This window comes from Phenylobacterium sp., assembly GCF_004297125.1.
GTDB lineage: Bacteria > Pseudomonadota > Alphaproteobacteria > Caulobacterales > Caulobacteraceae > Phenylobacterium.
Map to the genome: position 1 here is coordinate 99,187 of NZ_SCVD01000038.1, position 23,928 is coordinate 123,114.

Sequence of the window (23,928 nt, forward strand, 5' to 3'; positions counted from 1 at the left end):
ACACAAAATGGGTGTCGGATCAGATACTTGTCAGCCCGGAGAAGTGGTCCGGTCCTGTTGATTCAACCGGTGGGTGGTCCGGGGCGGAAGGCGTCGCCGCCGGTCTGGGCGCGATGGCGCAGGAAGGCGTCCGCCAGCACGCAGGCCGCCATGGCTTCCACCACCGGCACGGCGCGGATGCCGACGCAGGGATCGTGGCGTCCCTTCGTCCGAAGTTCGATCTCCTCGCCCGCCTCGTTGATGCTCCGCCGCGGCGAAAGGATCGAGGACGTGGGCTTGAAGGCCACGCGCGCGGTCACCGCCTGGCCGGTCGAGATGCCGCCCAGCACGCCGCCGGCCTGGTTGGAGAGGAAGATCGGCCCGTCATTGCCCATCCGCATCTCGTCGGCGTTCTCCTCGCCCGACAGCGCGGCCGAAGCGAACCCGGCGCCGATCTCGACGCCCTTGGCCGCGTTGATCGACATGAGCGCTGCGGCCAATTCGGCGTCCAGCTTGCCGTAGATCGGCGCGCCCCAGCCGGCGGGAACCCCCGTCGCCTCGACCGCGACGACGGCGCCGGTCGACGAGCCGGACTTTCGGACCTTCTCCAGGTGCTCTTCCCAGACGGGCACGATGTCGGGATCGGGGGCCCAGAACGGGTTGTCGCCGATGACGCCGAAGTCGATGCGGGCCGGATCGACGGCGTGCGGGCCGATCTGCACCACCGCGCCCCGGATGGCGACGCCCTCGATGATCTTGCGGGCCACCGCGCCCGCCGCCACCCGTGCGGCGGTCTCCCGCGCCGATTGCCGGCCGCCACCACGGTAGTCGCGCACGCCGTACTTGGCGAAATAGGCATAGTCGGCGTGCCCGGGCCTGAAGGCCTGGGCGATCTCGGAATAGTCGCGGCTGCGCTGGTCGACGTTGTCGATGATCATCGAGATCGGCGTGCCGGTGGTGACCTGCCCAGCGGTCCGTTCGTCCTGGAAGACCCCCGACAGGATGCGGACCGTGTCCGGCTCCTGGCGCTGGGTGACGAACTTGCCCTGGCCTGGACGGCGGCGGTCCAGCCACGGCTGGACGTCGGCCTCGGAGAGCGGGATCCCGGGCGGGCAGCCGTCGATCACGCAGCCCAGGGCCGGCCCATGGCTCTCGCCCCAGGTAGTCACGCGGAAAAGGTGGCCGAAGGTGTTGTGCGACATGACGCGGGTTCTCTAGCCGCTTCGATCCCCGCCGCCAAACGGCGGCTCGGCTAGATCCGCAGGTCGACCAGGCTCCCCGTCGTGCGGATCGGCTCCGGACGGGCCCGTCGGGCGGTTTCGGCCATGACGGCGGCCTCGGCCTGGATGCGCGCCTGCGGCGTGGCCTTGTACAGCGACAGCGCGTCCAGGCCGCGTTCCGCCATCACCTGCTGGCGAAGCTGTTCGCGGGCCTCTCCGGCGTTGACCATCGGCGGGACGGGGCGGACGGCCGAGACCGTGAACCCCCGCGCGGCCTCTCCGGTGATGCTCAGGCCCGCGCGACGCTGCAGGTCCGCGGCATAGGCCGGGTCGCGGGGCGTTGCGCCAAACTGGATCAGGCCGAAGCTCATGCGACGGACTGACGCAACGACGGCGCCAGGACGGCCAAGACCTCCAGGTGGCATCCCGGACAGGCCGCCTCCGCGGCCTTCCGGGATGCCACGACTTGGTTGGGTTAAGCCGGCTGCTTCGGCGCGGTCGCGCCGGGCAGGACCGCGCGGTTCAGGTCGAAGAACTTCGGCGCCATCTTCGGCACCGCCTCGTCCAGGATCGTCTGCACCGTCCAGCCCTCTTCCTTCGTCACGGTCTCGATCGGCCGCGGCTGCGAGTAGAGGATGATGTTCTCGCCGGACGAGCCGAAGATCTGGCCCGAGACATGGGCGGCGGCCGGGGCGACCATGGCCACCGAGAAGCGGGCCGGCTGGTCGGCGCGGATCTTCTCGGCCATCACCTTGCGGCGTTCGGCGGCGGCCTCGTCCTTGATCGGCACCGACTGGGTCATCCGCGTCCAGGCCACGGGGGCCAGGCAGTTGGAGCGCACGTTGTTGCGGGCGCCCTCCATGGCGATGATCCGCGACAGGCCGGCGATGCCCATCTTGGCCGCGCCGTAGTTGGCCTGGCCGATGTTGCCGAACAGACCGGACGTGGACGTGAAGAACATGTAGGCGCCGTCGTTCTGCTCGCGGAACAGCTCGATGGTCGCGCGGGCCACGTTGAAGCTGCCGCGCATGTGGACCTCGATGACCCGGTCCCAGTCCTCCTCGGACATCTTGTGGAACATCACGTCGCGGAGGATCCCGGCCGGATTGATCACGGCGTGCAGGCCGCCGAAGGTGTCGAGGGCCTGCTCGACCATGCCCTGCACCGCGCGCAGGCTGGTGACGCTGTCGGAGTTGAAGACGGCCTCGCCGCCGGCGGCGCGAATCTCCATGGCCACCTTCTCGGCGGGGCCGGCGGAGCCTTCGTCGTCGCCCTTGAGGCCCGCGCCCAGGTCGTTGACCACGACCTTGGCGCCTTCCTGCGCCGCGATGAGGGCGCAGTCGCGGCCGATGCCGTTGCCGCCGCCCGTAACCAGGACCACCTTGCCGTCCAATGCGCCCATGACCGTCAATCTCCCTGAAATGAATGGGCGACAGTTATTCGAGGCGGTCGGCCCGGCGCAAGTCGGGGAACAGCTTGGCCCAGATGCCGGTGACCATCACCGCGCCGACGCCGCCGAAGATGGCCGCGCCCACCGGGCCCAGGATCCGGGCCACGACGCCGCTCTCGAACTCGCCGAGTTCGTTGGACGCCCCGATGAACACCGAGGACACCGAGGCCACCCGTCCGCGCATGTGGTCGGGCGTGACCAGCTGGACCAGGGTCTGGCGCACGAACACGCTCAGCATGTCCGCGCCGCCCAGCACCGCCAGGGCGGCCACCGACAGCCACAGCGACTTGGACAGCCCGAAGACGACCGTCGCGAGGCCGAACACCGCAACGCCGCCGAACATGAACAGGCCCGCCTTGGACCGGATCGGATTGGCCGCCAACCACAGCGCCACCACCGTCGCGCCCATCGCCGGGCCGGCGCGGAGCAGGCCGAAGCCTTCCGGTCCCACATGCAGGACGTCGCGGGCGAACACCGGCAGCAGGGCCGTCGCCCCGCCCAGCAGCACGGCGAACAGGTCCAGCGAGATGGCGCCGAAGACGATCTTCTGGCGCCAGACGTAGGCCAGGCCCTCCTTCACCAGCTGCCAGCGCGAGCCCGGCTTGACCTCCGGCTTGGCGTTGCCGCGGATCGAGGCCACCAGCACCGCCGACAGGCCGTAGAGGCCGAAGGTGGTGAAATAGGCGGTCTGGGCCGAATGGGCGACGAGGAAGCCCGCCGCCGCGGGGCCGGCGATGGAGGCGCTCTGCCAGGCCAGGGAGTTCCAGGCGATCGCCCGCGGCAGCAGCTTGCGCGGCACCAGCATCGGCCCCAGCGCGGTGTTGGCGGGGGCGAAGAAGGCCCGGCTGGCCCCGAACAGGGCGGCGATCACCAGCAGCAGGGCGGGCGAGGCGTAGCCGTTGACCGTCGCCAGGCCCAGGACCAGCACGCTGACGATCTCGCCCGACAGGCACAGCAGCAGCACCTTCTTACGGTCGTAGCGGTCCGCCGCCTCGCCGGCCGGCAAGGTCAGCAGGAACACCGGCACGAAGGCCGCCAGCCCGATCATCCCGACGAGGAAGGCGCTCTCCTCGACCGAGCGGTGCATCCGGGCCAGGGCGTACATCTGCCAGCCCATGGCGACGCTCTGGATCTGGCTGGCGAAACTGCCCGTCCACCGGGTTCCCCAGAAGAGCAGGTAGTCGCGCTCCCTCAGCAGGGCGCGGGCGGAGGGGACGGGCTCGTCGGGCGGCGCAAGGTCGGTCATGAGGCGAGGCGAACCTGCCCTGCGCCGCAGATCGCCGCAACGGCGTTGACGCGCGCTGCGGCAGGTCCTATCTGCGCGCTCCCGATCACGGCCCGGAGGGCCTCTTCAGATGCGACGACGTCCGCTGGCGTAAGCCACCAGAAACCGCACCGGCGCCCGGCGTTTCCGGCCGACGTCGAAACGTCGTCTTCCGCATCTAGAGATCGTGCCCCATGTCCCTGCAGCCCAACCGGCCCCCGCCGGAGCTCATCCTCGTCAACGAAGCCCCGGCCCACGCGGCCGAGATCGAGGCCCTGCTGAACCGCGCCTTCGGGCCCGGCCGCTTCGCCAAGGTCTCGGAGCGCGTCCGCGAGTTCGCCGATTTCGCCACCGAGCTGTCGTTCTGCGCGATCGAGGCCGGCAAGGTCGTGGGCGTGGTGCGCATGTGGCGCGTCAATGTCGGCGACCGGCCGGTCGTGTTCCTGGGCCCCCTGGCCGTCGAGGAGAGCGAGCGCCGGCACGGCCTGGGCGCCCAGCTCGTCGAACGCGCCTGCCTGGCCGCGAAGGCCGCAGGCGAAGCCGCCGTCCTGCTGGTCGGCGACCTGCCCTATTTCCGGCGGGTGGGCTTCGCCATCGCCGCCGACGTCACCCTCCCGGGCCCGGTGGACGCGAAGCGCGTGCTCGCCCGCACCTTTGGCGAGGTGGCGCTGGCCGGCGCGGTCAAGGCCCGCTGACTGGGTCTACCTCCCGGTCACCTGCGGACCCGGAGGCGGCGGAGGGAAGTCGAGCGGCGCGACCGCGGCGCCCGGCGATCCGGCCGCCACGGCCCGGTAGATCGCATCTCCGACGGGGCTGTAGGTGATCGCCTCGGTCACCACCGCCGAGGCGAGCAATGTGGCGACGCCCCAGCCCCATGCCGGATGCACGCGACCGTTGCGCCGCTTGTCCGCCCACATCCCGGCGAGGGGGAAGATCAGGCACGCCGCCAGGGTCGCTTCCCAGGCCCAGGGCGCGATCAGCGGCATGGGCAGCAGCCGGCCGAAGCCGGGTCCGAGCAGCATCGACATGCCGCAGAAGTGCAGGCGCCGGTGCCAGTCCGTCTGCCGCCGCAGCAGGATCGCGGCCACGGTCAGGCCGGCGAACGTGAACAGCGACACGGGATCGAAAACGAGGAACTGCAGCGGCCGGAAGAAGAAGGGGACGTGGCCGGCGCGCACCATGGCGACGGTCACCGCGCACCCCAGCACCAGCATCGGGACCATCCAGGCGGCGGCCAGCCAGCCCAGACGGCGGTGGAGCGCCATGCGGTCGGTCGCCACGAAGGTGTTCTGCAGGAGATAGATCGCGACCCAGCCCATGAACACGATCGCATGGGCATGGACCAGCGGCGGCGAGGCGAAGCTCGATCGTCCCATCGCCAGTTGCAGCGAGAACCCGGCCACGATCACCAGGGTCATGGCGATCGCGCCGCCCAGGAAGAATCCGTCGTCCCGACCGGCGGACGCGGGCAGTGTATCGGTGATAGTGGTCATCTTCGCTCTCCCCCGTCGAACATTGTATCGCCAACCGGGAAGCTCGACCAGCCAGTGTCCTTACGCTCGGCTGGCGCAGGAAAGAACCGCCCGTGCTTGAGCCGACTCCGGGCCACGCCTACGTTCGTCCCATGGCGGACACCCCACAAAGCCCCGGTCTCGACGGGATCGCCGCCGCCGCCCGGCAGGCGCCGGGGCGCGGCTTGCCGCCGGTGCACCTGTGGAATCCTGCCCATTGCGGCGAGATCGACATCGTCATCAAGAAGGACGGCCGCTGGCTGCACGAGGGCGCCCAGATCAACCGCGAGGCCCTGGTGCGCCTGTTCTCCACCGTGCTGCGCAAGGACCCGGACGGCTTCCACCTGGTGACGCCGGTCGAGAAGATGCGGATCACCGTCGAGGACGCCCCCTTCATCGCCACCCGGGTCGACCGGGAAGGCGCGGCGCTGAAGTTCCTCACCAACGTCGGCGACGAGGTCGAGGCGGGGCCGGACAACGCCATCCGCGTCGAGGTGGGCGAGGACGGCCAGCCCAGGCCCTATCTCCACGTCCGGCGCGGCCTTGAGGCCCTGATCGCCCGGCCGGTGTTCTACGAGCTGGTCGAGATGGCCGAGGAGCGCGACACGCCGGACGGACAGACCCTGGGCGTGGCTTCGAACGGCGCCTGGTTCCCGGTCGGGCCGCCCGAGGCGCACCGCGCGTGAACGACGCCTTCGCCTCGCCCCGGCGCCTGCGCGACTGGATCGCCGAGCACCTCGACCCGCTGCACGACTGCGCCGTCGAGGGCGGCCAGCGCCGGTCGGACTTCGACCTGACCCCCGGCTGGACCGCGCCGGAGACCGAATCCCTCAAGGCCGCGGCCGTCCTGATCGGCCTGGTGGAGCGAGAGTCGGGGATCAACGTGCTGCTGACCCGTCGCTCCGACACCCTGCGCAGCCACACGGGCCAGGTCGCCCTGCCCGGCGGCCGCCAGGACCCGGGCGAGCGCCCCTGGGAGACGGCCCTGCGCGAGGCCCACGAGGAGGTCGGCCTGGAGCCGCACTTCGTCGATCTGGTCGGCCTCTCGACCCCCTACCAGACCGGCAGCGGCTACCTCATCACCCCGGCGGTCGGCTTCGTCCGCTCCGGCTTCAGCCTCACGCCCAATCCCGGCGAGGTCGCCGACATCTTCGAGACGCCGTTCGGCTTCCTGATGGACCCGGCCAACTACGAGGAGCGCGAGGGCCAGTCGCCCTCCGGCGAGATGCGCCGCTACTACGCCACGACCCACGACGACCGCTATATCTGGGGCGCCACGGCCGGCATCCTGCGCGCCCTCTACGAGCGGCTCTACGGGGCGGCCCTTGCTTAGGCAGATCCTCATCCGGGGCGCCCTGGCGGCGATCCCCTTCGTGATCTGGTTCCTGTGGACGGCCTGGGCGCGGCGCACGGGCCGGCCGATGGGCTCGACCCCCTGGCCCTGGCTGGTCGCGGTCGCGGCGGCCCTGCTAGGCCTGTCCTTGATGGCCAGCGTGGTCTTCCATAGTGACAACCGCGGCGAACGCTACGTGCCGGGCGAGGCCCGACCGGACGGGCGCGTCACCGAGGGCCATTTCGAGCGATGACCGACAGCCTGGGCCAGCCGCACTGGATGACCGCGCCGCAGACGGCCGCCGTGTTCGACGCCCTGGAGGCCGAGGGCGGGGCCGACTGCGCCCGCTTCGTGGGCGGCTGCGTGCGCAATAGCCTGGTCGGCCGCCCGGTCGACGACCTCGACATCGCCACCACCCTGACGCCAGACCGGGTGACCAGGGCGCTGGAGGCCGCCGGCCTGCGCGTCGTGCCCACCGGCATCGAGCACGGCACCGTCACCGCGGTGTCCAGCCACACGCCGCACGAGATCACGACCCTGCGCCGCGACGTCACCACCGACGGGCGTCGCGCCACGGTGGCCTTCACCGACGACTGGCGCCAGGACGCCCAGCGCCGCGACTTCACCCTGAACGCGCTCTACGCCCGGCGCGACGGGACCATCTTCGACCCCACCGGCCAGGGGGTCGCCGACACCAAGGCCGGCCGGATCGTGTTCGTGGGCGAGCCGGAGCAGCGGCTGCGCGAGGACCATCTGCGCAACCTGCGCTTCTTCCGGTTCTACGCCTGGTTCGGGAAGGGGCCGCCGGACCCCGCCGCGGTCGCCGCCTGCACGGCGCTGAAGGACAGCATCGACGCCCTGGCCGCCGAACGCATCTCCAAGGAGCTGCTGAAGCTGCTGGCCGCCGAGGACCCGCGCGCCGCGGTCGGCCTGATGGCCGAGACCGGCGTGCTCGAGGTGGTCCTGAAGACCCCGGCCAACCTCGGCCGCTTCGACGCCCTCTGCGAGATCGAAGGCGACCAGCTCTTCGAGACCGACCCGGTGCTGCGCCTGGCCGCCCTGCTGCCCGACGACCAGCTCGCCGCCGGCCGCCTGGCCGGGCGCCTGCGCCTGTCGAACCCCGACCGCGACCGCTTGCTGGCCGCGCTCTCGCCCACGCCGGTGCTGAAGAGCTGGATGAGCCCCCGCGAGATCCGCCGCGAGGTCTACCGCGTCGGCCAGGCGACCTTCCGCGACCGCGCCAAGCTCGCCTGGGCCGCTTCGCCCCGTTCGGCCACGACCATGCAGTGGCGCGGCCTGATCGCCCTGGTGGAGGGCTGGAGCCCGCCCACGCTGCCGCTCACCGGCCAGGAGGTGATGAACGCCGGCGTGCCCAAGGGCCCGATGGTCGGCCAGGTGCTGCGCGAGGTCGAGGACTGGTGGATCGACCACGACTTCCTCGACGACAAGCTGTCGGTGATCGAGAAGCTGAAGGCCGTGGCCCAGGGGCTGGCCTACTGATGCGGAAGGTCGGCATTCTCAAGACCGGCCGCCCGCCGAAGCCGGCGATCCCGCAGTTCGGGACCTATCCCGACATGTTCATGAACCTGCTGGGCCGCGACGCCCACGACTGGCGCGTCTACGCCGCCGACGAGGGCGAATATCCGGACTCGCCGGAGGACTGCGACGCCTACATCGTCACGGGCTCGTCCGCCGGGGTCTATGAGGACGACCCCTGGATCGGCCAGCTCCTGGACTGGCTGCGCGCCGCCAGGGGCCGCACGAAACTGGTCGGCGTCTGCTTCGGCCACCAGGCCATGGCCCAGGCGTTCGGCGGCCGGGTGATCAAGTCGCCCAAGGGCTGGGCGATCGGCCAGCAGGACTACCGTGTGCTCTCCCAGGAGCCCTGGATGGACGGCCCGGCCGCCATCCGCCTGCCCGGCTCGCATCAGGACCAGGTGGTGGCGCCGCCGCCCAACGCCGAGGTGATCGCCGCCAGCGACTTCACCCCATTCGGCGCCCTGGCCTGGCGCGACCAGCCGGCGATCTCGTTGCAGCTCCACCCGGAGTTCGAGCCCGCCTACGCCAAGGCTCTGATCGAGGCCCGCCGGGGCAAGGTCTACGCCGACGACGAGGCCGACCGCGCCGTCGCCAGCTACGATGGCGTCGATGACCGCGCGCGGGTGGGCCGCTGGATCAACAACTTCCTCGCCGCCTAGCTCCAGGCCACCAGCGGCGGCATGGAACTCAGGATCGTCTCGATGTTCCCGCCGGCCTTGAGTCCGAACATGGTGCCGCGGTCGTACAGCAGGTTGAATTCGACATAGCGGCCACGGCGCACCAGTTGCTCGCCCCGTTCGGCCTCGCCCCACGGCTCGCTCATCCGGTGGCGCACGATCTTCGGATAGACCTCCAGGAACGCCTCGCCCACCGCGCGGGTGAAGGCGAAGTCCTTCTCGAAATCGCCGGAGTTGTGCCGGTCGTAGAAGATGCCGCCGACCCCGCGGGTCTCCTTGCGGTGCGGCAGGTAGAAGTATTCGTCGCACCAGGCCTTGTACTTCGGGTGCCATTCCGGATCGAACGGGTCGCAGGCGGCCTTCATGGCGGCGTGGAACAGTCGCGCGTCGTCGGCGTCCTCGCTCCGCTGCTCGTCCAGCATGGGCGTCAGGTCGGCGCCGCCGCCGAACCAGCTCTCCGCGGTGGAGAGGAAGCGGGTGTTCATGTGAACGGTGGGCACGCGCGGGCTGCGCGGATGGACGATCAGGCTGATGCTGGCCGAGACATAGGACGGGTCCTTGTCGGCGCCCGGCATGGTCGCGGCCATCTCCGGCGAGAATTTCGCCAGGGCGGCGGAGGTATGCACCGCGGCCTTCTCGAACAGCCGGCCCTTGAAGAAGGCGCCGATGCCGCCGCCGACGCCGGTCTCCCGCGTCCAGGGCTTGAACTGGAATCGGCCGGCGGGCTCGGGATAGAGCTCGGGCGAGGCCTCGTCCTCCAGCGCCTCCAGCTCGGCGCAGATGCGCTGCTGCAGGGCTTCGAACCAGTCCTTGGCGCGCTCGCGGCGCGTGAGGATGTCGGGAGGGAGGCTGGACATGCGGCTAGTCTGTTCGTTCGACGGTCGGAAAGGCGTTGATCTGCCTCAAGGCTTCGCCGAGCGCCAGCGTCGCGGCGGTCACGAGGTTCAGCGAACGCGCACCCGGGGCCAGCGGAATCTTGAGCCGCGCGTCGGCCGCCGCATGCACCTCCTCGGGCGCCCCGGCGCTTTCGCGGCCGAAAAGCAGCGTATCGTCGGGTTGGAACTGAAATTCGTGGAACGGCGTCGCCGAGCGCGTGGTGAACAGGACCAGGCGTCCGGCCCGCGCCGGATCGCCGCGGAAGCCGTCCCATCCGGGATGGCGTTTCACCTGGGCGATGGCCGCATAATCCATCGCCGCGCGGCGTATCGCGGCGTCGCTCAAGGGGAAGCCGCAGGGCTCGATTACGTCCAGCGGAACGCCCAGGCAGGCGGCGAGCCGGATGGCGGCGCCCAGGTTTTGCGGAATGTCCGGTTGAAAAAGGGCCAAACGCATTCTAAGGCCTCTCGCCATCGGGCGTGGCCGGGGCGCAGGGGCACGAATCACGGGTGGGCGGACAAGCGGTTCGCATTCCTTCCGTGTTAACGTGCTCAGCCCCCGACCGCTCTCGGAAACGGTTCCTCCAGCCTGTCTGGTCCGGGCCGCAAGCTTAAAGGTCCTCCGGCGCGTCGTGAGGGCCTCTATTCGAAGGGTAGCTTCAAGGTGGCCGACACCGTCGTGGGCGCAACTCCCGACCCGCACGCTTCGGGTGATGACCCGAGCCGTCGCGACTTCATTCATATCGCCGCTGGCGCGGCCGCGGTTGGCGCCGCGGCGGCACTCGTCTGGCCGCTCGTCGACCAGATGAACCCGGCCAGCGACACCCTCGCGCTCGCCTCGATCGAGTTCGACCTGGGCAAGGTCGAGCCCGGCCAGCAGGTGGTCGTGAAATGGCGCGGCAAGCCGCTGTTCGTCCGCAACCGCATGCCCGAGCAGATCGCGGCGGCGGTGAAGGATGACCACGCGGATCTCCGCGACCCTGCGACGGACGAGAGCCGTCACAAACCCGGCAAGCCCGAATGGCTCGTCCTGATCGGCACCTGCACCCACCTGGGCTGCGTGCCCACGGTCGGCGGCGGCGACTACGGCGGCTGGTTCTGCCCGTGCCACGGTTCGCACTACGACCTGTCCGGCCGGATCCGTAAGGGTCCCGCGCCGAAGAACCTGGTCGTGCCGGACTACGCCTTCCTCTCCGACACCAAGATCAAGGTGGGCTGAACCCGATGAGCGGACATTCGACCTACGAGCCGAAGACCGGCATCGAGCGCTGGCTCGACACCCGCCTGCCGATCGTGCGCTTCGCGTACGACACGGCCCTCAGCTTCCCGACCCCGAAGAACCTCAACTACTGGTGGACCTTCGGCGGCATCCTGGCGCTCATGCTGGGCATCCAGCTGGTCACGGGCATCGTGCTCGCCATGCACTACGTGCCGCACGTGGACTACGCCTTCGCCTCCGTCGAACGCATCATGCGCGACGTCAACTACGGTTGGCTGATCCGCTACATGCACGCCAACGGCGCCTCGATGTTCTTCCTGGCGGTCTACATCCACATGATCCGCAACCTCTACTACGGCTCCTACAAGGCGCCGCGGGAGGTGCTGTGGATCCTGGGGTGCCTGATCTACCTCGCCATGATGGCCACGGCCTTCATCGGCTACGTGCTGCCCTGGGGCCAGATGAGCTTCCACGGCGCGGTCGTGATCACCAACCTGTTCGGCGCGCTGCCGATCATCGGCACGCCGATCACCACTTGGCTGTGGGGCGGCTTCGCGGTCGATAACCCGACGCTGAACCGCTTCTTCTCGCTGCACTACCTGCTGCCCTTCGTGATCGCGGGCCTCGTGGTCCTGCACATCTGGGCGCTGCACGTGCCGGGGAACAACAACCCGACCGGCGTGAACGTGAAGTCCGAGAACGACACCGTTCCCTTCCACCCGTACTACACGGTGAAGGACGGCTTCGCGATCGCGGTGTTCCTGCTGCTGTACGCCAGCTTCGTGTTCTACAACCCCAACGTCCTGGGCCACGCCGACAACTACATCCCGGCCAACCCGCTGGTGACGCCGGCGCACATCGTGCCCGAATGGTACTTCCTGCCGTTCTACGCGATCCTGCGGGCGGTTCCGGACAAGCTGGGTGGCGTGCTGCTGATGTTCGGCGCCATCGCCACCCTGTTCGTCCTGCCCTGGCTGGACACCTCGAAGGTGCGCTCCATGCGCTACCGTCCGACGGCGCGGCTGTACTTCTTCATCTTCGTCCTGGCGGCGCTGGTGCTGGGCTACTGCGGCGGCCAGCTGCCGGACGATCCGGTGATCGCCCAGCCCAGCGGCCTGCTGCTGCTGGACGCGGACATCAACAGCTTCGTCTGGCTGAGCCGCATCGCCACGCTCTACTTCTTCGCCTACTTCTGGATCATCCTCCCGGTCCTCGGCCTGACGGAAAAGCCGCTGCCGGTGCCGGAATCGATCTCGGAACCTGTCCTGTCGCATCCCGCCACGACGCCCGCGGGCGCGGTGGCGTCGCCTGAAAAGAGGGGCTGAGCCTGAAGATGCTGCGCAAAGGTATCGCGCTCGCGGCGCTGGGGCTCGCCTTCCTGGGAAGCCCCGCGCTCGCCGCCCACCCCAAGCCGGTGGAACGTGAAGTCGCGTGGTCGTTCGACGGGCCGTTCGGCAAGTTCGACACGGCCCAGCTCCAGCGGGGCTACAAGGTCTATCGGGAGGTCTGCGCGGCCTGCCACTCGATGCACCTGCTCTCGTTCCGGAACCTCGGCGAGAAGGGCGGGCCGTTCTACGACCCCGAGTACAAGAACCCGAACGACAACCCGTACGTGAAGTCGCTGGCCAAGGACATCCAGGTCCCGGACATCGACAGCGACACGGGCGACGCCATCCAGCGTCCGGCCACCCCGGCCGACCGGTTCCCCTCGCCGTTCCCGAACGAGCCTGCGGCGCGGGCCTCGAACGGCGGCGCCCTCCCGCCGGACCTGTCGGTGATCGCCAAGGCCCGCGAAGGCGGTCCGAACTACATCTACGCGCTGATGACCGGCTATCGGAACCCGCCCGCCGGCCTGACGGTCGGTGTGGGCCAGCACTACAACGTGTCGATGACCGGCGACCTGACCAGCGCCTGGAAGGGCGACCACCACAAGGTGCCGCCGGGCGGCGTCGTCGCCATGCCCCCGCCGCTGGCGGACGGCAAGGTGACCTTCGACGACGGCAGCCCGTCCACGGTGGACCAGCAGGCCAAGGACGTCGCGGCGTTCCTCTACTGGGCCGCCGAGCCCAAGATGATGGAGCGCAAGCAGTTCGGCCTGGGCGCCATGATCTACCTGCTGATCTTCACCGTGTTGCTGTATTTCAGCTACCGCCGGATCTGGAGGAACGTCGCCCACTAGGCGCGTCTCCAGCACAGCTCAGAGGGCCCCGGAGCGATCCGGGGCCCTTTTCGCATGAACAATCGATAAGTTGCGCGGAAGGCCTTCGGCGGGCGAAAGCGGCGCCGCACTGGAGGCAAGCTCTGCCATGACGCGCCCGCCCGCACTGCCGCCGCTAGCCTTCGCCGGCCTCTACATCGCCCTCTGGGGCGGCTCGACGGCGTACCTGGCGATGAAGGGCGCGGACTGGACGTTCCCCCTGATCTCGCTGGGCATCTTCGGCCTGGCGTTGTCCGGCGTGGCCTGGGCCCTGACCCGCGGCGCGCGACCGCCGGCGATCCTGGTCCAGCGGCCCGCGCTCGAACTGGCCGCCGTGCTGGGCTTCCTCGCCGTCTATGCGGTGGGCTTCCTGGGCTACGGCATGACGTTCGTGCGCGGCGTCTTCCCGCCGGGACCGCAGCAGGAGGTCCTGGTCCTGGGCGCCAAGCTCGTCGTCCACGTGGGCCTGCCGGCGCTGCTGCTGGCCGCCCTGGGCGCGCGGCTGGGCCCGCTGTTCGCCGCCCGCGCCAACAAGCCGGGCTTCTGGCTACCCCTCCTGGTCCTTGGCGCGATCCTGACCGCCCTCCTGGCGGTCGTGAGCCCCAGCCTCAAGCAGATCGCCGACCTGCACCCGTCGCTCATGACCCTGGCCTGGGCGGCCCCGCTCAGCTTCATCTGGGTCGCACTGGAGGCGGGCCTGTCGGAGGAGTTCCTGTTCCGGGCCGTCCTGCAGACCCGCCTGGCCGCCGTGCTACGCAGCGAGGTCGGCGCCGTGGCGATCGGGGCGGTGGTCTTCGCCGTGGCCCACGCGCCCGGCCTCTACCTGCGCGGTGCGCCCGGGGTCGACGGCTATTCCACCGACCTGCTGCAGGTGATCTCCTTCACCATCGCCACGCTCTCGCCCATCGCCATCCTGTTCGGCGTCCTGTGGACCCGCACCCGTAGCCTGCTGCTGGTCGTGCTGTTGCACGCCGCGGTCGACTTCCTGCCCAACCTCTCCGAGTTCATCGAGATCTGGGCTTAACGGACGGGATCGACCACCAGGCGGTTGCGCGGAAAGTCGAAGCGCAGGCGGAAGTGCGCCAGCACCGGGCCGCCGAGCACGCCCACGACATCGCCTTCCGGCTTCATCAACCCCGCCGCCACGTCGCGGCCGGTGGCGCCGGCGAAGTCGACCTCCGGCAGCCGGGCCAGCCACACGCCCTCGGGATAGAGCTCCTTCGTCTCGGTCGCCCCCGGCGCCTGGGCCAGGTCGTCGGCAAGGCGGACCGGAGCATTGGCCCCGGTGGCGATCACGAACCGGCCGGCGATCCGGTGGGCGTCGTCCGACACCGACGCTTCGACTGTAGGCCGTCCCAGGTCCCAGCCCAACGCCAGCGTCCGCCCGCGGAACCGCGGAGCCCGGCCGGGCGCGGAGAGGCGCAGGCGGCAGGGCGCGTAGGCCACGTCCAGGACGAAGCCCCTCAGCGCATCGGCGCCGATGACGCCGGCGACCGGCGTCGGCAGGTTCCAGGTGCGGACGTCCAGGTCGGCCACCTTGAGAGCCAGGGCCTTCGCGACCGTCCCCGCCACGCGGACGTCGCCGGTGAGGTCGGTGTCGGCGATGCCCTCGGCCTGCGCCTTGGTCTCGTGCAGCGCGCTCTGGGCCGCGCCCGTGTCGAGGATGTAGTCGCCGGCGATCCCGGCCACGACCGCGGGGACGACCACCACGCCGCGCTCGAACCGGCAGGCGGCTTCGCCTGCGTAGGCCGGTCCAGCGACGAGAACAGCCAGCATGCCGAAGGGAATGGGACTCAACCGGGCCACGAGCGACCATAGCGAGTTTCCGCCTTACCGCCGCCCCGTCTTGGCCCCTACATTGAGGGAATGCCCCACACGTCCGCCTGGCGGAACTTCAAGCGTACCCAGGACCTCACCGTCGCCACCGCGGGGCTGATCTACGCGGGCGCGGTCGTTCATGCGTTCGACCGGCTGCCGGGCGGATCCGGCCTGATCGTCCAGCGCACGCTGATCTGGCCGATGGTGTTCCTCAGCCTGTCCTTCACCCTGCCGCTGCTGATCGGCGTCGTGCGCCGGCCGCTGGCCCGCTATGTCTGGATGAGCTTCCAGGCCGGCTTCGGCCAGAACGTCCGCTCGATCGTCTCGGGCGTGGTGCTGCTGGGCGGCGCCGCGGCGCTGATCTACTGGCAGATCTCGAACGCGGCCAACGGCGGTCGCTATCCGGCCGGCGTGTTCTCAGGCTACGCGGCCGGGATCGGCATCCTGGCCGCCCAGGCGGCCCTGGTGCGGGTTCTGGAGAAGCATCCGGACGTGAAGAAGCAGATCGAGACCGACGGCTAGCGCCTCAGACGTCGCCGCCCCGGCCCGCCCCGTTGCGGGCGAAGAGGGCGAGGGTGCGCAGGTGCGAGAGCCGCGCGCTGTCGGCGTGGAAGCCGTTGGGCGCCACGAAGGCATGGCCGGCCTCGTACATGTAGACCGGCAGGTCGGGGTGGCTTCGGCGGATCGTCTCGACGTCCGTCGGCGGGATCAGTTCGTCGGCCTTGCCCAGGTGCAGGATGGTCGGGACCTTGGGCGCCCCGGCCAGGTAGTCCTTGATCTGGCCGCCATAGTAGGCCGCCACCGCCGAGAGGCCCGTGCAGCGCGACGCCGCCAGCCAGGCCGTCGTACCGCCGAAGCAGAAGCCCATCAGGAACACCTGCGGCGCCAGCGCGTCGATGGCGGCCTGCACCAGGTCCAGGACGTCCGCGCCCCAGTGCGTGGCCTCGGCGAAGCCGTTCTGGCGCGGATAGAGGGCCGGGTCGGTGTCGCGCTCGGCGAAGCCCCGGCCGAGCCGGTCGAACAGGCTGGGGACCAGCGTCTCATAGCCGTCCTCGGCGAAGCCGTCGGCGAGCGCCCGCAGGTGCGGGGTGACGCCCCAGATGGCGTGGCAGATCACCAGTCCGCCGCGGCGCGCATCCGTCGGGACCGCGCGATAGGCGTCGAACTCGAAGCCGTCCACGGCGCTCCGGAGTTGGACGGTCTCGCCCACGCGCCTCAGGCCTTGTCGAACAGCTCGAGCGTGCGGTGGCGGGCGAGGTCGGCGGCCTCGGCGTTGTAGCGCTCGGGACTCTGGTTGTTGAAGCCGTGGCCGGCGCCTTCGTAGATGTAGACCGGCACGTCGGGATTGTGCTGGGCCACGGCCGCGGCGACCTCGTCGGCCGGGATGCCGGGATCGGTGCGGCCCAGGTGGACGATCACCGGGCACTTGGGCTTCAAGGCGGCGTTCGCCTGCACCAGGCTGCCGTAGTAGCTGGAGGCCGCCGCCAGCCCCTCGACCTTGGCCGCCGACAGCCAGGCCAGCGAACCTCCGTAGCAGTAGCCGACCACATGCACCTTGCCGCCGTGCTTGTTCAGGAAATCCCGGCAGGCGGCGATGTCGCCCAGCGCCTGCTCCAGGGGCGTGGCTCGCGCATGGGCGATGCCAGCCTGCAGGCCGGCCGGATCATGCTCGGCGGTGAAGTTGCGCTGCAGGCGGTCGAACAGCGAAGGGGCCAGCGCCTCGTAGCCCATCTTGGCCCAGCGCTCGACGTCGGCGCGGACGTGGCGGTCGATGCCGAAGATCTCCTGCAGCACGATGACCCCGCCCTTGTGCGGGGTGAAGGCGGGCTCGTGGTAGGCGGTGAACTCGAAGCCGTCGGTCCCGGCCAGGGTGATCGTCTCGCCCATCTCAAAGCCCTCGAATTGGTCCTAGACGTTGAACCGGAAGTTCAGCACGTCGCCGTCGCGGACGACATACTCCTTGCCTTCCTGCCGGAATTTCCCGGCCTCGCGCGCGCCGGCCTCGCCCTTGAGGTTGATGTAGTCCTCGTAGGCGATGGTCTCGGCGCGGATGAAGCCCTTCTCGAAGTCGGTGTGGATCACGCCGGCCGCCTGCGGGGCGGTGTCGCCCTTGTGGATCGTCCAGGCGCGCGCCTCCTTGGGCCCGACCGTGAAGTAGGTCTGCAGGCCCAGCAGGTGGTAGGCCTCGCGGATCAGCTTGTTCAGGCCCGGCTCGGTGAGGCCCAGGGTCTCCAGGAACTCGGCCCGCTCGGCGGGGTCCAGCATGGCGATCTCGCTCTCGATCTGGGCGGAGATCACCACGTGGTCGGCGCCGTCGCGCTTGGCGCGCTCGGCGACCTGGCCGGACAGCTCGTTGCCGGTGGCGGCGGACGCCTCGTCCACGTTGGAGACGTAGAGGGCCGGCTTGGACGTGAGGAGCTGCAGCATGCGCCACGCCTTCTCGTCCTCGGCGGAAACCTGGACCTTGCGGGCCGGCCGGCCGGCGTTCAGCTCGACGAGCGCGGCCTGGACCAGGCGCAGCGTCTGGGCGCTCTCCTTGTCGCCGGTCTTGGCGCGTTTCTCCAGGTTGACGACGCGCTTCTCCAGGCTCTCGAGGTCGGCCAGCATCAGCTCGGTCTCGATGGTCTCCAGGTCGGCGAGGGGATCCACCTTGCCCTCGACGTGGGTGATGTCGTCGTCGATGAAGCATCGGGCCACGAAGGCCACCGCGTCGCAGTCGCGGATATTGGCCAGGAACTGGTTGCCCAGGCCCTCGCCCTTGGAGGCGCCGCGGACGAGGCCGGCGATGTCCACGAAGTTTATCCGCGCCGGGATCACCTCCTTCGACGGGATGATCGTCGCCAGCGTCTCCAGGCGCGGCTCGGGCACGGCCACGTCGCCGGTGTTCGGCTCGATGGTGCAGAACGGATAGTTCGCCGCCTGGGCCGCAGCGGTCTGCGTCAGGGCGTTGAAGAGGGTCGATTTGCCGACGTTCGGCAGGCCGACGATGGCGACTTTCAGGGCCATGGAAGATGCAGTTCCTAGAGAGAAGGCGCCGCACCTAGCACGTCCGGCGGCGCCTCCCAACTCTCCAGGGCGGGAGCGCTAGAAACGTTCTCCGACCATCTCCTCGCTCTTGGCCCACAGGGCCTTGGCGTTGGCCGGGTCGAGGGCGTAGGGGCGGACGCCGCCGCGGATCCCTTCGCCGTCGACGACCTCGGCCACGTGGCAGTCCTCGCAATAGAGGCCGCCCACCGCGTCGGCGGGCGCCACGACGCCGGCCCAGACCGAGGTCGCCGCGCCCTGCGGGATGGTTTTGAACTCGAACGGCGGGACACCGGCCTTTTCGTTGGCCTCGGCGATACTCTTCACCAGGGCGTCCATGTCCTCTGGCGTCATGTGGCGGCCGAGCTCGGTCTGGATGCCGCCCGGATGGACGGCCGTCGCGCGCACGCCTCGGTCCTTGTGCCGGCGGTCGAACTCGACGGCGAACAGGACATTGGCGGTCTTGGAGCGGCCGTAGGCGCCGAACGGGGTGTAGGGCGTGGTCTCGAAGTTCGGGTCGTCCAGGTTCACGTCCGAGAACCGGTGGCCGGCCGAGGCCAGGTTCACCAGCCGCGAGCCCGGCTTCATCAGCGAGGCGATGCGGTTCACGAACACGAAGTGGCCCAGGTGATTGGTCCCGAACTGGGTCTCGAAGCCGTCCGCGGTCTTGCCGAACGGCGTGGCCATGACGCCGGCGTTGGCGATGACCACGTCGAACGGGCGACCGTCGGCCACCAGGGCGTCGGCGGCGGCGCGGACGCTGGCCAGGGAGGCGAGGTCGAGCTCGATCAGCTCCAGCCCGCCGCCGTTCGCGGCCTGGTCGCGGACCACCTGGGTGGCGGTCTTGGCCTTGGCGAGGTCGCGGGCGGCGCCCACCACCTGGGCGCCGTGGGCGGCCAGGACGCGGGCGGTCTCGACGCCCAGGCCGGCGGAAACGCCGGTGACGAGGATGCGCTTGCCGCTGAGATCGACCCCTTCGAGGACCTCGTCGGTGGTGGATGTGGCGCCGAATGTCTTAGTCATGGTGTTCTCCGTCTGATGCGGCTTCGGTTCGTCTGCAATCTGGGGGCAGGGGCGGCGGTGCGCGCGCCCGATCGCCTCGACTTCTTGCCTGATCCTCTCAAGCCGTGTGTCGCCAGCGTGACGCCGCCTTGCGCCGGAGCTGTAACGATCCGATCTTGCCGGCCATGGAAGCCCAACTCGACGAACTCCTGGCCCTGGTCTCGCGCCACGCGGTGGATTTAGGGACCCCCACGCCGATGCCGCGCATCACGCTCAACACGTGGTCGGAGCCCACGGACCTCAGGCCCGGCCTGTTCGAGCCCATGCTGTGCCTGGTGCTGCAGGGCGCCAAGGAGGTCGTGGTGGGCGATCGGACGCTCCGCTACGACCGCGCCTGCTACTTCGTGGCCTCCATCGAGCTGGCGGCGTCCGGGCGGGTCAGCGAGGCCAGTCGCGAGAAGCCTTATGTCTCGGTCGCCATGTCGCTGAACCGCGACGCCCTGGCGGCCCTGCTACCCGAGGTGGAGGCGGCCCGCTCGGAAGCCGGTGTGCCGGGCTTCGGCGTCAGCCCAATCACCCCCGAGCTGATCGACGCTTGGCTGCGGATGATGCGCCTGCTGGAGCGGCCGCAGGACATCCCTATCCTGGCGCCGATGCTGGAGCGCGAGATCCTTTACCGCCTGTTCCAGGGCCCCCAGGCCGAGACCCTGCGCCAGATCGCCTGCGCCGACAGCCGCCTGTCCCAGGTGCGCCGGGTGATCGGGGAGATCCGGGACCGGTACGACCGGCCGCTCAGGATCGAGGCCCTGGCCGACCTGGCGGGCATGAGCCTGGCCTCGTTCCACCGCCACTTCCGGGCGGCCACGGGCATGAGCCCGCTGCAATTCCAGAAGAGCCTGCGGCTGCAGCAGGCGCGTCGCCTGCTGATCGCCGACCACGACGCTTCGCGCGCCGGCTACGCCGTGGGCTATGAGAGCGCGTCGCAGTTCAGCCGGGAATACGCACGGCTGTTCGGGAGGCCCCCCGCCCGCGACGCCCAGCGCCTGCGCGGCGACCCGACAGCGCTCGCCAACGCCTGAGACGACCGGACCACCATACGTCGGGACTGCATATCTGGCGGTCCGCCCGGGCCTGGACTACGACGGGCCATGATCTTCGCTGATGACGCCCCCTGCCACGCCCACATCTACCACGCGGCCGACCAGCGGGCGGCGTCCGACACCCTGCATGCGCACCTCACCGCGCTGCAGACCAGCGGCGCGATGCCCGACCTCAGGATGGTGGGCAAGCTCCGCGAGCGGCCCGTGGGGCCGCATCCGCTGCCGCAGTTCGAGATCCATTTCCTGAAGCGGGCGCTGCCGGCGATCTTGCCGTTGATCGAGGCGTCGGGCTTGAGGGCCCTGGTGCACCCGCTGACCGATGACGATCTGGCGGATCACACCACCCTGGCGCTCTGGATCGGCGAACCGCTGGACCTGGACCTTTCGGTCATGGATCCGCCCGGCGTGAACCAGGGCGTGCCGCGGTTCGGGAAGCGGGACTTCTAGCCGCCGCTCGCCTTGCGGCGGTCGTAGACGAAGCCGCCTTCGCCGTGGCCCCCCAGGCTGGCCCAGCGAGCCTCTTCCGCCTTGTGGACGTACTGCTCGGCCACCAGCCAGGCCTTCATCGGCCGCAGGCAGGCGAGACAGCCGCCGATCAGGGCCGGGAAGACCGTGGCGAACTGCAGCCACAGCGGCGGGTGGAAGGCGACCACCGACCAGGCCCAGACGGCGACGACCGCGATGCCGACGCCGCTCATCACGAAGAAGGCCGGGCCGTCGGCCGGATCGGCGAAGCCGTAGTCCAGGCCGCAGCGGTCGCAGGACTTCGCCATGGTCAGGAACCCGGAGAACAGCTTGCCCTCGCCACAGCGGGGGCAGCGGCAGCGCAGGCCGGCGCTGAGGCTTGACGGTTCACAGCCGGTGAAGTCCATGGCGTCATCTCCATACAATGCAGATATTGAACGCATACAATCAATATGTAATGTATGTGTCTAAGGTGGAAATCGCAATGGACTCGGTGACGCATCCGTCCGCGCGCTGGCTGGCGCGCCTCCCGGCCGGGACCCAGCCGCTCTATGTCCGTGTGGTCGAAGCGCTGGAGGCGGCGGTGCGCGAGGGCGAGCTGCAGCCGGGCGACCAGCTTCCGCCACAGCGGACGGTCGCCGAGTTCCTGGGCGTGGACCTGACGACGGTGACGCGGGCCTACGCGGCGGCCCGCGCGCGGGGCCTGATCGAAGGGGCGGTAGGGCGGGGTACGTTCGTCCGCGCCCGCACGGCGGACGACGAAGCCGGGCTGGTGGACCTGTCCATGAACCTGCCGCCTCCGCCGCAGGGATTGTCGCTGGGCGCGCTGCTCAAGGAGACGGTGGGCGCGATCCTGGGCCGGACCGAGGCTTCCACTCTGATGGCCTATCATCCGGGCGGCGGCAGCCTGGGCCAGAAGATGGCCGCGGGACTGTGGCTGGCGCCGTGCCTGGGCGACGTGGCGCCCGAGCGCCTGCTGATTTCGCCGGGGGCCCAGACGGCGCTGGCGGCGATCCTGGCCGCGATCACCGACCAGAGGGGCGAGGTGCTGATCGTCGAGCCGCTGGTCTATCCGGGGATCCTGGCGGCGGCCCGCCAGCTCGGCCTGCGGCTGGTCGTCTGTCCGGCGGATGCGCGCGGCATGGACCCGCAGGCGCTGGCCCGGCTGTGTGCGGCGGAGCGGCCGACGGCGGTCTACCTCACGCCCGCGACCCAGAATCCCACCGCCGTGACGATGGACCTGGCGCGCCGGCGGGAGATCGTCGAGGCCACGGCGTCCAGCGGCGCCTGGCTCATCGAGGACGACCCGTACAGCCGCCTGTTCGACAAGCCGGTCCCGGCGGTGGCGACCCTGGCGCCCGACCGCACCTTCCATCTGGCGACCCTGTCGAAGTGCCTGTCGCCGGGCCTGCGCACCGCCTTCCTGCTGCCGCCGCGCGGGATGGAGGCGCGCACGGCGCAGAGCCTGCGCGCCATGGCGCTTATGCCGGCCCCCCTCATGGCGGCCGTGGCGTCTGCGTGGATCCGCGAGGGGACGGCCGACCGGCTGCTTGCGGCCGTGCGCAAGGAGGCCCGCGCGCGCCGCGCCATCGCCGCCGAGGTGCTGCCGCAGGCCCGCGGCGCGGCGGAGGGCGTCCACGTCTGGCTGGACCTGCCGGCCAGCTGGGCGCCGGACCGGGTGCATCGCCTGGCGCAGGAGAAGGGCCTGTCGCTGGTCACCGCCGACGCTTTCGCGGCGGGCCCGGACCACCCAAATGGCCTGCGGATCTCACTGGGCGGGCCGGCGAAGCAGGCGGTGCTGCGGTCGGCCCTGGAAGGCGTCGCGGCCGTGCTGGGAGGCGGGGCCGCGCCTCGCGTGGTTGTCTAGGTCGGTCTGCCTGCGAGCCGATACTCGCTCTCCGGTCCCGCCGCCCCATCGGTCGCGAGCTGCCCTCGCCGGACCAGGTGGATCATCGCCGCCAGCATCGAGCGGGCTGCCGCGGGGTGCAGGCGCGAATCGACGTCGGCGTAGAGTCGGGGGACCAGTTCGTTGATCTTGGCCGGCCCGGCCTTCAGGGCGCCCAGGATCTGGTTCACACGCTCCTGGCGGTGCTCGATATAGGCGGCGATGAAGGCGTCCACGTCGCGGATCGGCGGTCCGTGGGTGGGCCACAGGGTGTCGAACTTCCGCGCCCGGATCCGGTCCAGGCTGGCCAGGTAGTCGGTCATGTCGCCGTCGGGCGGGGTGATCACCGTGGTCGACCAGCCCATGATGTGGTCGCCGGAGAACAGGCCGTTCTCCTCCTTCAGCGCGAAGCAGATGTGGTTGGAGGTGTGGCCGGGCGTCGGAATGGCCTCGATGGTCCAGCCGGGGCCTGAGACCTGGCCGCCGCCGCACAGGCTGACGTCCGGGCGGAAGTCGTGGTCGTGGCCGGCCTCCATCTTCACCTCGCCGGTGTCTTCCTCCTCATGGCCGGCGACGGCGCAGCCGTAGATCGTGGCGCCCGTGCGCACCTTCAGCGCGCCGGCCAGGGGCGAGTGGTCGGAGTGGTGATGGGTGATCAGGATGTGCGTCACCCGCTCGCCGGGGATGGCCGCGAGGATCGCCCCGAGATGCGCCGGATCGTCCGGGCCGGGGTCGATCACCGCCACCTCGCCCTGGCCCACGATGTACGTGCCCGTGCCCTTGAAGGTGAAGGGGCCCGGATTGTTGGCCGTCACCCTCCGGATCAGCGGCGAGACCTGGTCGCAGCGGCCGTACTCGATGTCGATGTCGCGGACGTAGCGGATCATCCGCCCAGGACGCCCGAGAGGTCGTAGCCGGCGCTGCGGCCCAGGCCGATCAGCTCGGCCGGCGTGTGGGCGCCCGTCTCCGCCTGGCTCAGCGACCAGGTGACGATCGAACGGGTGCCGGAGCGGCAGAAGGCCAGGACGGGGCCCTCGGCCTCGGCCAGGATCGCCTTGGTCTGGTCGACCTGTTCGGGGGTGGGCCCGCCGCGCACGGGGATGTGGAAGAAGGCCAGGCCCGCGGCTTGCGCCGCCGCCCCGATCTCCGCGGCGGTGGGCTGGCCCGGCTCCTCGCCGTCGGGACGGTTGCTGATCAGGGTCTTGAAGCCCTGCCGTGCGGCTTCGGCCACGTCGGCGATGCTGATCTGGGGGGCGGTGGTGAAGTCTTCGGTGACGCGTCGGAAGTCTGACATGAGGTGCTCGCTGGCGGGGGTGGGCCCTTCGTTGACATCATCGGGGGTGGGTGGAACTTTCGCAACGGGCGGTCCC

General features: G+C 70.3%; 29 protein-coding genes. 14 read left to right on the top strand and 15 right to left on the bottom strand.

Annotation, left to right across the window (positions count from 1 at the left end; translation table 11 throughout):
- Positions 1–62: 62 nt before the first annotated feature.
- The 4 genes from aroC to EPO51_RS24555 all read right to left on the bottom strand — a co-directional run bounded on the left by aroC (position 63) and on the right by EPO51_RS24555 (position 3,895).
- Positions 63–1,181, bottom strand: coding sequence for a chorismate synthase (gene aroC / locus EPO51_RS24540; RefSeq protein WP_293356089.1), 1,119 nt, complete (start codon positions 1,179–1,181; stop codon positions 63–65).
- A gap of 50 nt (positions 1,182–1,231) precedes the next feature.
- On the bottom strand, positions 1,232–1,570 hold the full coding sequence (locus EPO51_RS24545; protein WP_293356092.1) for a hypothetical protein: 339 nt from the start codon (positions 1,568–1,570) through the stop codon (positions 1,232–1,234).
- Positions 1,571–1,674: 104 nt separating this feature from the next.
- A complete protein-coding gene (locus EPO51_RS24550; RefSeq protein WP_293356095.1) occupies positions 1,675–2,601 on the bottom strand; it encodes an SDR family NAD(P)-dependent oxidoreductase in 927 nt (308 codons plus the stop codon).
- A 34-nt stretch (positions 2,602–2,635) separates the two neighbouring features.
- Positions 2,636–3,895, bottom strand: coding sequence for an MFS transporter (locus tag EPO51_RS24555; protein ID WP_293356098.1), 1,260 nt, complete (start codon positions 3,893–3,895; stop codon positions 2,636–2,638).
- Between the two features lie 212 nt (positions 3,896–4,107).
- Here EPO51_RS24555 and EPO51_RS24560 point away from each other — a divergent pair, with 212 nt between their 5' ends.
- Entirely contained in the window at positions 4,108–4,608 is a 501-nt protein-coding gene (locus tag EPO51_RS24560; RefSeq protein WP_293356101.1) for a GNAT family N-acetyltransferase, read from the top strand.
- Positions 4,609–4,614: 6 nt separating this feature from the next.
- Here EPO51_RS24560 and EPO51_RS24565 read toward each other — a convergent pair whose 3' ends face one another.
- Positions 4,615–5,406: a hypothetical protein gene (locus EPO51_RS24565; RefSeq protein ID WP_293356104.1), complete on the bottom strand. Its 792-nt coding sequence runs from the start codon at positions 5,404–5,406 to the stop codon at positions 4,615–4,617.
- A gap of 131 nt (positions 5,407–5,537) precedes the next feature.
- On the opposite strand from EPO51_RS24565, the gene EPO51_RS24570 reads away from it, so the two are divergent.
- Genes EPO51_RS24570 through EPO51_RS24590 form a run of 5 tightly spaced genes read left to right on the top strand, consistent with a single transcriptional unit; the run spans position 5,538 to position 8,955 of the window.
- Positions 5,538–6,110 (top strand): DUF1285 domain-containing protein, encoded by a 573-nt coding sequence (locus EPO51_RS24570; RefSeq protein ID WP_293356187.1) that lies wholly within the window; start codon positions 5,538–5,540, stop codon positions 6,108–6,110.
- A complete protein-coding gene (locus EPO51_RS24575) occupies positions 6,107–6,757 on the top strand; it encodes a CoA pyrophosphatase (protein ID WP_293356107.1) in 651 nt (216 codons plus the stop codon). The genes EPO51_RS24570 and EPO51_RS24575 overlap by 4 nt, the downstream gene beginning before the upstream one ends.
- On the top strand, positions 6,750–7,010 hold the full coding sequence (locus EPO51_RS24580) for a hypothetical protein (protein WP_293356110.1): 261 nt from the start codon (positions 6,750–6,752) through the stop codon (positions 7,008–7,010). The genes EPO51_RS24575 and EPO51_RS24580 overlap by 8 nt, the downstream gene beginning before the upstream one ends.
- Entirely contained in the window at positions 7,007–8,257 is a 1,251-nt protein-coding gene (locus tag EPO51_RS24585; RefSeq protein ID WP_293356113.1) for a CCA tRNA nucleotidyltransferase, read from the top strand. Before EPO51_RS24580 ends, EPO51_RS24585 begins: the two co-directional genes overlap by 4 nt.
- Entirely contained in the window at positions 8,257–8,955 is a 699-nt protein-coding gene (locus EPO51_RS24590; RefSeq protein ID WP_293356116.1) for a type 1 glutamine amidotransferase, read from the top strand. Before EPO51_RS24585 ends, EPO51_RS24590 begins: the two co-directional genes overlap by 1 nt.
- On the opposite strand, the gene hemF is transcribed toward EPO51_RS24590, so the two are convergent.
- Positions 8,952–9,830, bottom strand: coding sequence for an oxygen-dependent coproporphyrinogen oxidase (gene hemF / locus EPO51_RS24595; RefSeq protein ID WP_293356119.1), 879 nt, complete (start codon positions 9,828–9,830; stop codon positions 8,952–8,954). The genes EPO51_RS24590 and hemF overlap by 4 nt on opposite strands.
- Positions 9,831–9,834: 4 nt before the next feature.
- Positions 9,835–10,305: a tRNA (cytidine(34)-2'-O)-methyltransferase gene (locus tag EPO51_RS24600; protein WP_293356122.1), complete on the bottom strand. Its 471-nt coding sequence runs from the start codon at positions 10,303–10,305 to the stop codon at positions 9,835–9,837.
- A 207-nt stretch (positions 10,306–10,512) separates the two neighbouring features.
- Between EPO51_RS24600 and petA the strand changes: the two genes are divergently transcribed.
- From petA to EPO51_RS24620, 4 genes are all read left to right on the top strand, one after another.
- Positions 10,513–11,067, top strand: coding sequence for a ubiquinol-cytochrome c reductase iron-sulfur subunit (gene petA / locus EPO51_RS24605; RefSeq protein ID WP_293356124.1), 555 nt, complete (start codon positions 10,513–10,515; stop codon positions 11,065–11,067).
- 5 nt (positions 11,068–11,072) lie between these two features.
- Entirely contained in the window at positions 11,073–12,392 is a 1,320-nt protein-coding gene (locus EPO51_RS24610; RefSeq protein WP_293356127.1) for a cytochrome b, read from the top strand.
- 8 nt (positions 12,393–12,400) lie between these two features.
- Positions 12,401–13,246: a cytochrome c1 gene (locus tag EPO51_RS24615; RefSeq protein WP_293356130.1), complete on the top strand. Its 846-nt coding sequence runs from the start codon at positions 12,401–12,403 to the stop codon at positions 13,244–13,246.
- A 127-nt stretch (positions 13,247–13,373) separates the two neighbouring features.
- Positions 13,374–14,288 carry a CPBP family intramembrane glutamic endopeptidase gene (locus EPO51_RS24620; RefSeq protein ID WP_293356133.1) on the top strand — a complete coding sequence of 305 codons (915 nt, stop codon included), beginning with the start codon at positions 13,374–13,376 and terminating at the stop codon, positions 14,286–14,288.
- Here EPO51_RS24620 and EPO51_RS24625 read toward each other — a convergent pair.
- A complete protein-coding gene (locus tag EPO51_RS24625; RefSeq protein WP_293356136.1) occupies positions 14,285–15,061 on the bottom strand; it encodes a hypothetical protein in 777 nt (258 codons plus the stop codon). The two genes, EPO51_RS24620 and EPO51_RS24625, sit on opposite strands and share 4 nt — an antisense overlap.
- A 69-nt stretch (positions 15,062–15,130) precedes the next feature.
- Between EPO51_RS24625 and EPO51_RS24630 the strand changes: the two genes are divergently transcribed.
- A complete protein-coding gene (locus EPO51_RS24630) occupies positions 15,131–15,604 on the top strand; it encodes a hypothetical protein (RefSeq protein ID WP_293356139.1) in 474 nt (157 codons plus the stop codon).
- Between the two features lie 4 nt (positions 15,605–15,608).
- Here the strand turns inward: EPO51_RS24630 and EPO51_RS24635 are convergent, their stop codons facing one another.
- The 4 genes from EPO51_RS24635 to EPO51_RS24650 form a co-directional block, all read right to left on the bottom strand.
- Positions 15,609–16,292 carry a dienelactone hydrolase family protein gene (locus tag EPO51_RS24635; protein ID WP_293356142.1) on the bottom strand — a complete coding sequence of 228 codons (684 nt, stop codon included), beginning with the start codon at positions 16,290–16,292 and terminating at the stop codon, positions 15,609–15,611.
- A 5-nt stretch (positions 16,293–16,297) separates the two neighbouring features.
- The gene (locus EPO51_RS24640) at positions 16,298–16,969 is read right to left on the bottom strand and encodes a dienelactone hydrolase family protein (RefSeq protein WP_293356145.1); all 672 of its coding nucleotides are present in this window, start codon (positions 16,967–16,969) and stop codon (positions 16,298–16,300) included.
- A 21-nt stretch (positions 16,970–16,990) separates the two neighbouring features.
- On the bottom strand, positions 16,991–18,088 hold the full coding sequence (ychF, locus tag EPO51_RS24645; protein ID WP_293356148.1) for a redox-regulated ATPase YchF: 1,098 nt from the start codon (positions 18,086–18,088) through the stop codon (positions 16,991–16,993).
- A 78-nt stretch (positions 18,089–18,166) separates the two neighbouring features.
- Positions 18,167–19,129 (bottom strand): SDR family NAD(P)-dependent oxidoreductase, encoded by a 963-nt coding sequence (locus tag EPO51_RS24650; protein ID WP_293356151.1) that lies wholly within the window; start codon positions 19,127–19,129, stop codon positions 18,167–18,169.
- Between the two features lie 164 nt (positions 19,130–19,293).
- On the opposite strand from EPO51_RS24650, the gene EPO51_RS24655 reads away from it, so the two are divergent.
- Positions 19,294–20,187 (top strand): AraC family transcriptional regulator, encoded by an 894-nt coding sequence (locus EPO51_RS24655; protein ID WP_293356190.1) that lies wholly within the window; start codon positions 19,294–19,296, stop codon positions 20,185–20,187.
- 69 nt (positions 20,188–20,256) lie between these two features.
- A complete protein-coding gene (locus EPO51_RS24660; protein ID WP_293356154.1) occupies positions 20,257–20,655 on the top strand; it encodes a DOPA 4,5-dioxygenase family protein in 399 nt (132 codons plus the stop codon).
- Here the strand turns inward: EPO51_RS24660 and EPO51_RS24665 are convergent.
- Complete coding sequence (locus EPO51_RS24665) at positions 20,652–21,080, bottom strand: DUF983 domain-containing protein (RefSeq protein ID WP_293356157.1); 429 nt, start codon at positions 21,078–21,080, stop codon at positions 20,652–20,654. The genes EPO51_RS24660 and EPO51_RS24665 overlap by 4 nt on opposite strands.
- A gap of 77 nt (positions 21,081–21,157) precedes the next feature.
- Here EPO51_RS24665 and EPO51_RS24670 point away from each other — a divergent pair, with 77 nt between their 5' ends.
- Complete coding sequence (locus EPO51_RS24670) at positions 21,158–22,540, top strand: aminotransferase-like domain-containing protein (RefSeq protein WP_293356160.1); 1,383 nt, start codon at positions 21,158–21,160, stop codon at positions 22,538–22,540.
- Here the strand turns inward: EPO51_RS24670 and EPO51_RS24675 are convergent.
- Positions 22,537–23,445 carry an MBL fold metallo-hydrolase gene (locus EPO51_RS24675; protein WP_293356163.1) on the bottom strand — a complete coding sequence of 303 codons (909 nt, stop codon included), beginning with the start codon at positions 23,443–23,445 and terminating at the stop codon, positions 22,537–22,539. The genes EPO51_RS24670 and EPO51_RS24675 overlap by 4 nt on opposite strands.
- Complete coding sequence (locus EPO51_RS24680; RefSeq protein ID WP_293356166.1) at positions 23,442–23,852, bottom strand: TIGR01244 family sulfur transferase; 411 nt, start codon at positions 23,850–23,852, stop codon at positions 23,442–23,444. Before EPO51_RS24680 ends, EPO51_RS24675 begins: the two co-directional genes overlap by 4 nt.
- Between the last annotated feature and the right edge of the window lie 76 nt (positions 23,853–23,928).

Coding starts and splice junctions, on each gene's coding strand:
- EPO51_RS24660 (WP_293356154.1), top strand. CDS start 20,257: ATGATCTTCGCTGATGACGCCCCCTGCCACGCCCACATCTACCACGCG.
- hemF (WP_293356119.1), bottom strand. CDS start 9,830: ATGTCCAGCCTCCCTCCCGACATCCTCACGCGCCGCGAGCGCGCCAAG.
- EPO51_RS24675 (WP_293356163.1), bottom strand. CDS start 23,445: ATGATCCGCTACGTCCGCGACATCGACATCGAGTACGGCCGCTGCGAC.
- EPO51_RS24680 (WP_293356166.1), bottom strand. CDS start 23,852: ATGTCAGACTTCCGACGCGTCACCGAAGACTTCACCACCGCCCCCCAG.
- EPO51_RS24600 (WP_293356122.1), bottom strand. CDS start 10,305: ATGCGTTTGGCCCTTTTTCAACCGGACATTCCGCAAAACCTGGGCGCC.
- ychF (WP_293356148.1), bottom strand. CDS start 18,088: ATGGCCCTGAAAGTCGCCATCGTCGGCCTGCCGAACGTCGGCAAATCG.
- EPO51_RS24620 (WP_293356133.1), top strand. CDS start 13,374: ATGACGCGCCCGCCCGCACTGCCGCCGCTAGCCTTCGCCGGCCTCTAC.
- EPO51_RS24590 (WP_293356116.1), top strand. CDS start 8,257: ATGCGGAAGGTCGGCATTCTCAAGACCGGCCGCCCGCCGAAGCCGGCG.
- EPO51_RS24585 (WP_293356113.1), top strand. CDS start 7,007: ATGACCGACAGCCTGGGCCAGCCGCACTGGATGACCGCGCCGCAGACG.
- EPO51_RS24545 (WP_293356092.1), bottom strand. CDS start 1,570: ATGAGCTTCGGCCTGATCCAGTTTGGCGCAACGCCCCGCGACCCGGCC.
- EPO51_RS24650 (WP_293356151.1), bottom strand. CDS start 19,129: ATGACTAAGACATTCGGCGCCACATCCACCACCGACGAGGTCCTCGAA.
- EPO51_RS24565 (WP_293356104.1), bottom strand. CDS start 5,406: ATGACCACTATCACCGATACACTGCCCGCGTCCGCCGGTCGGGACGAC.
- EPO51_RS24640 (WP_293356145.1), bottom strand. CDS start 16,969: ATGGGCGAGACGATCACCCTGGCCGGGACCGACGGCTTCGAGTTCACC.
- EPO51_RS24670 (WP_293356160.1), top strand. CDS start 21,158: ATGGACTCGGTGACGCATCCGTCCGCGCGCTGGCTGGCGCGCCTCCCG.
- EPO51_RS24615 (WP_293356130.1), top strand. CDS start 12,401: ATGCTGCGCAAAGGTATCGCGCTCGCGGCGCTGGGGCTCGCCTTCCTG.
- aroC (WP_293356089.1), bottom strand. CDS start 1,181: ATGTCGCACAACACCTTCGGCCACCTTTTCCGCGTGACTACCTGGGGC.
- EPO51_RS24560 (WP_293356101.1), top strand. CDS start 4,108: ATGTCCCTGCAGCCCAACCGGCCCCCGCCGGAGCTCATCCTCGTCAAC.
- EPO51_RS24550 (WP_293356095.1), bottom strand. CDS start 2,601: ATGGGCGCATTGGACGGCAAGGTGGTCCTGGTTACGGGCGGCGGCAAC.
- EPO51_RS24570 (WP_293356187.1), top strand. CDS start 5,538: ATGGCGGACACCCCACAAAGCCCCGGTCTCGACGGGATCGCCGCCGCC.
- EPO51_RS24555 (WP_293356098.1), bottom strand. CDS start 3,895: ATGACCGACCTTGCGCCGCCCGACGAGCCCGTCCCCTCCGCCCGCGCC.
- EPO51_RS24630 (WP_293356139.1), top strand. CDS start 15,131: ATGCCCCACACGTCCGCCTGGCGGAACTTCAAGCGTACCCAGGACCTC.
- EPO51_RS24665 (WP_293356157.1), bottom strand. CDS start 21,080: ATGGACTTCACCGGCTGTGAACCGTCAAGCCTCAGCGCCGGCCTGCGC.
- EPO51_RS24610 (WP_293356127.1), top strand. CDS start 11,073: ATGAGCGGACATTCGACCTACGAGCCGAAGACCGGCATCGAGCGCTGG.
- EPO51_RS24655 (WP_293356190.1), top strand. CDS start 19,294: ATGGAAGCCCAACTCGACGAACTCCTGGCCCTGGTCTCGCGCCACGCG.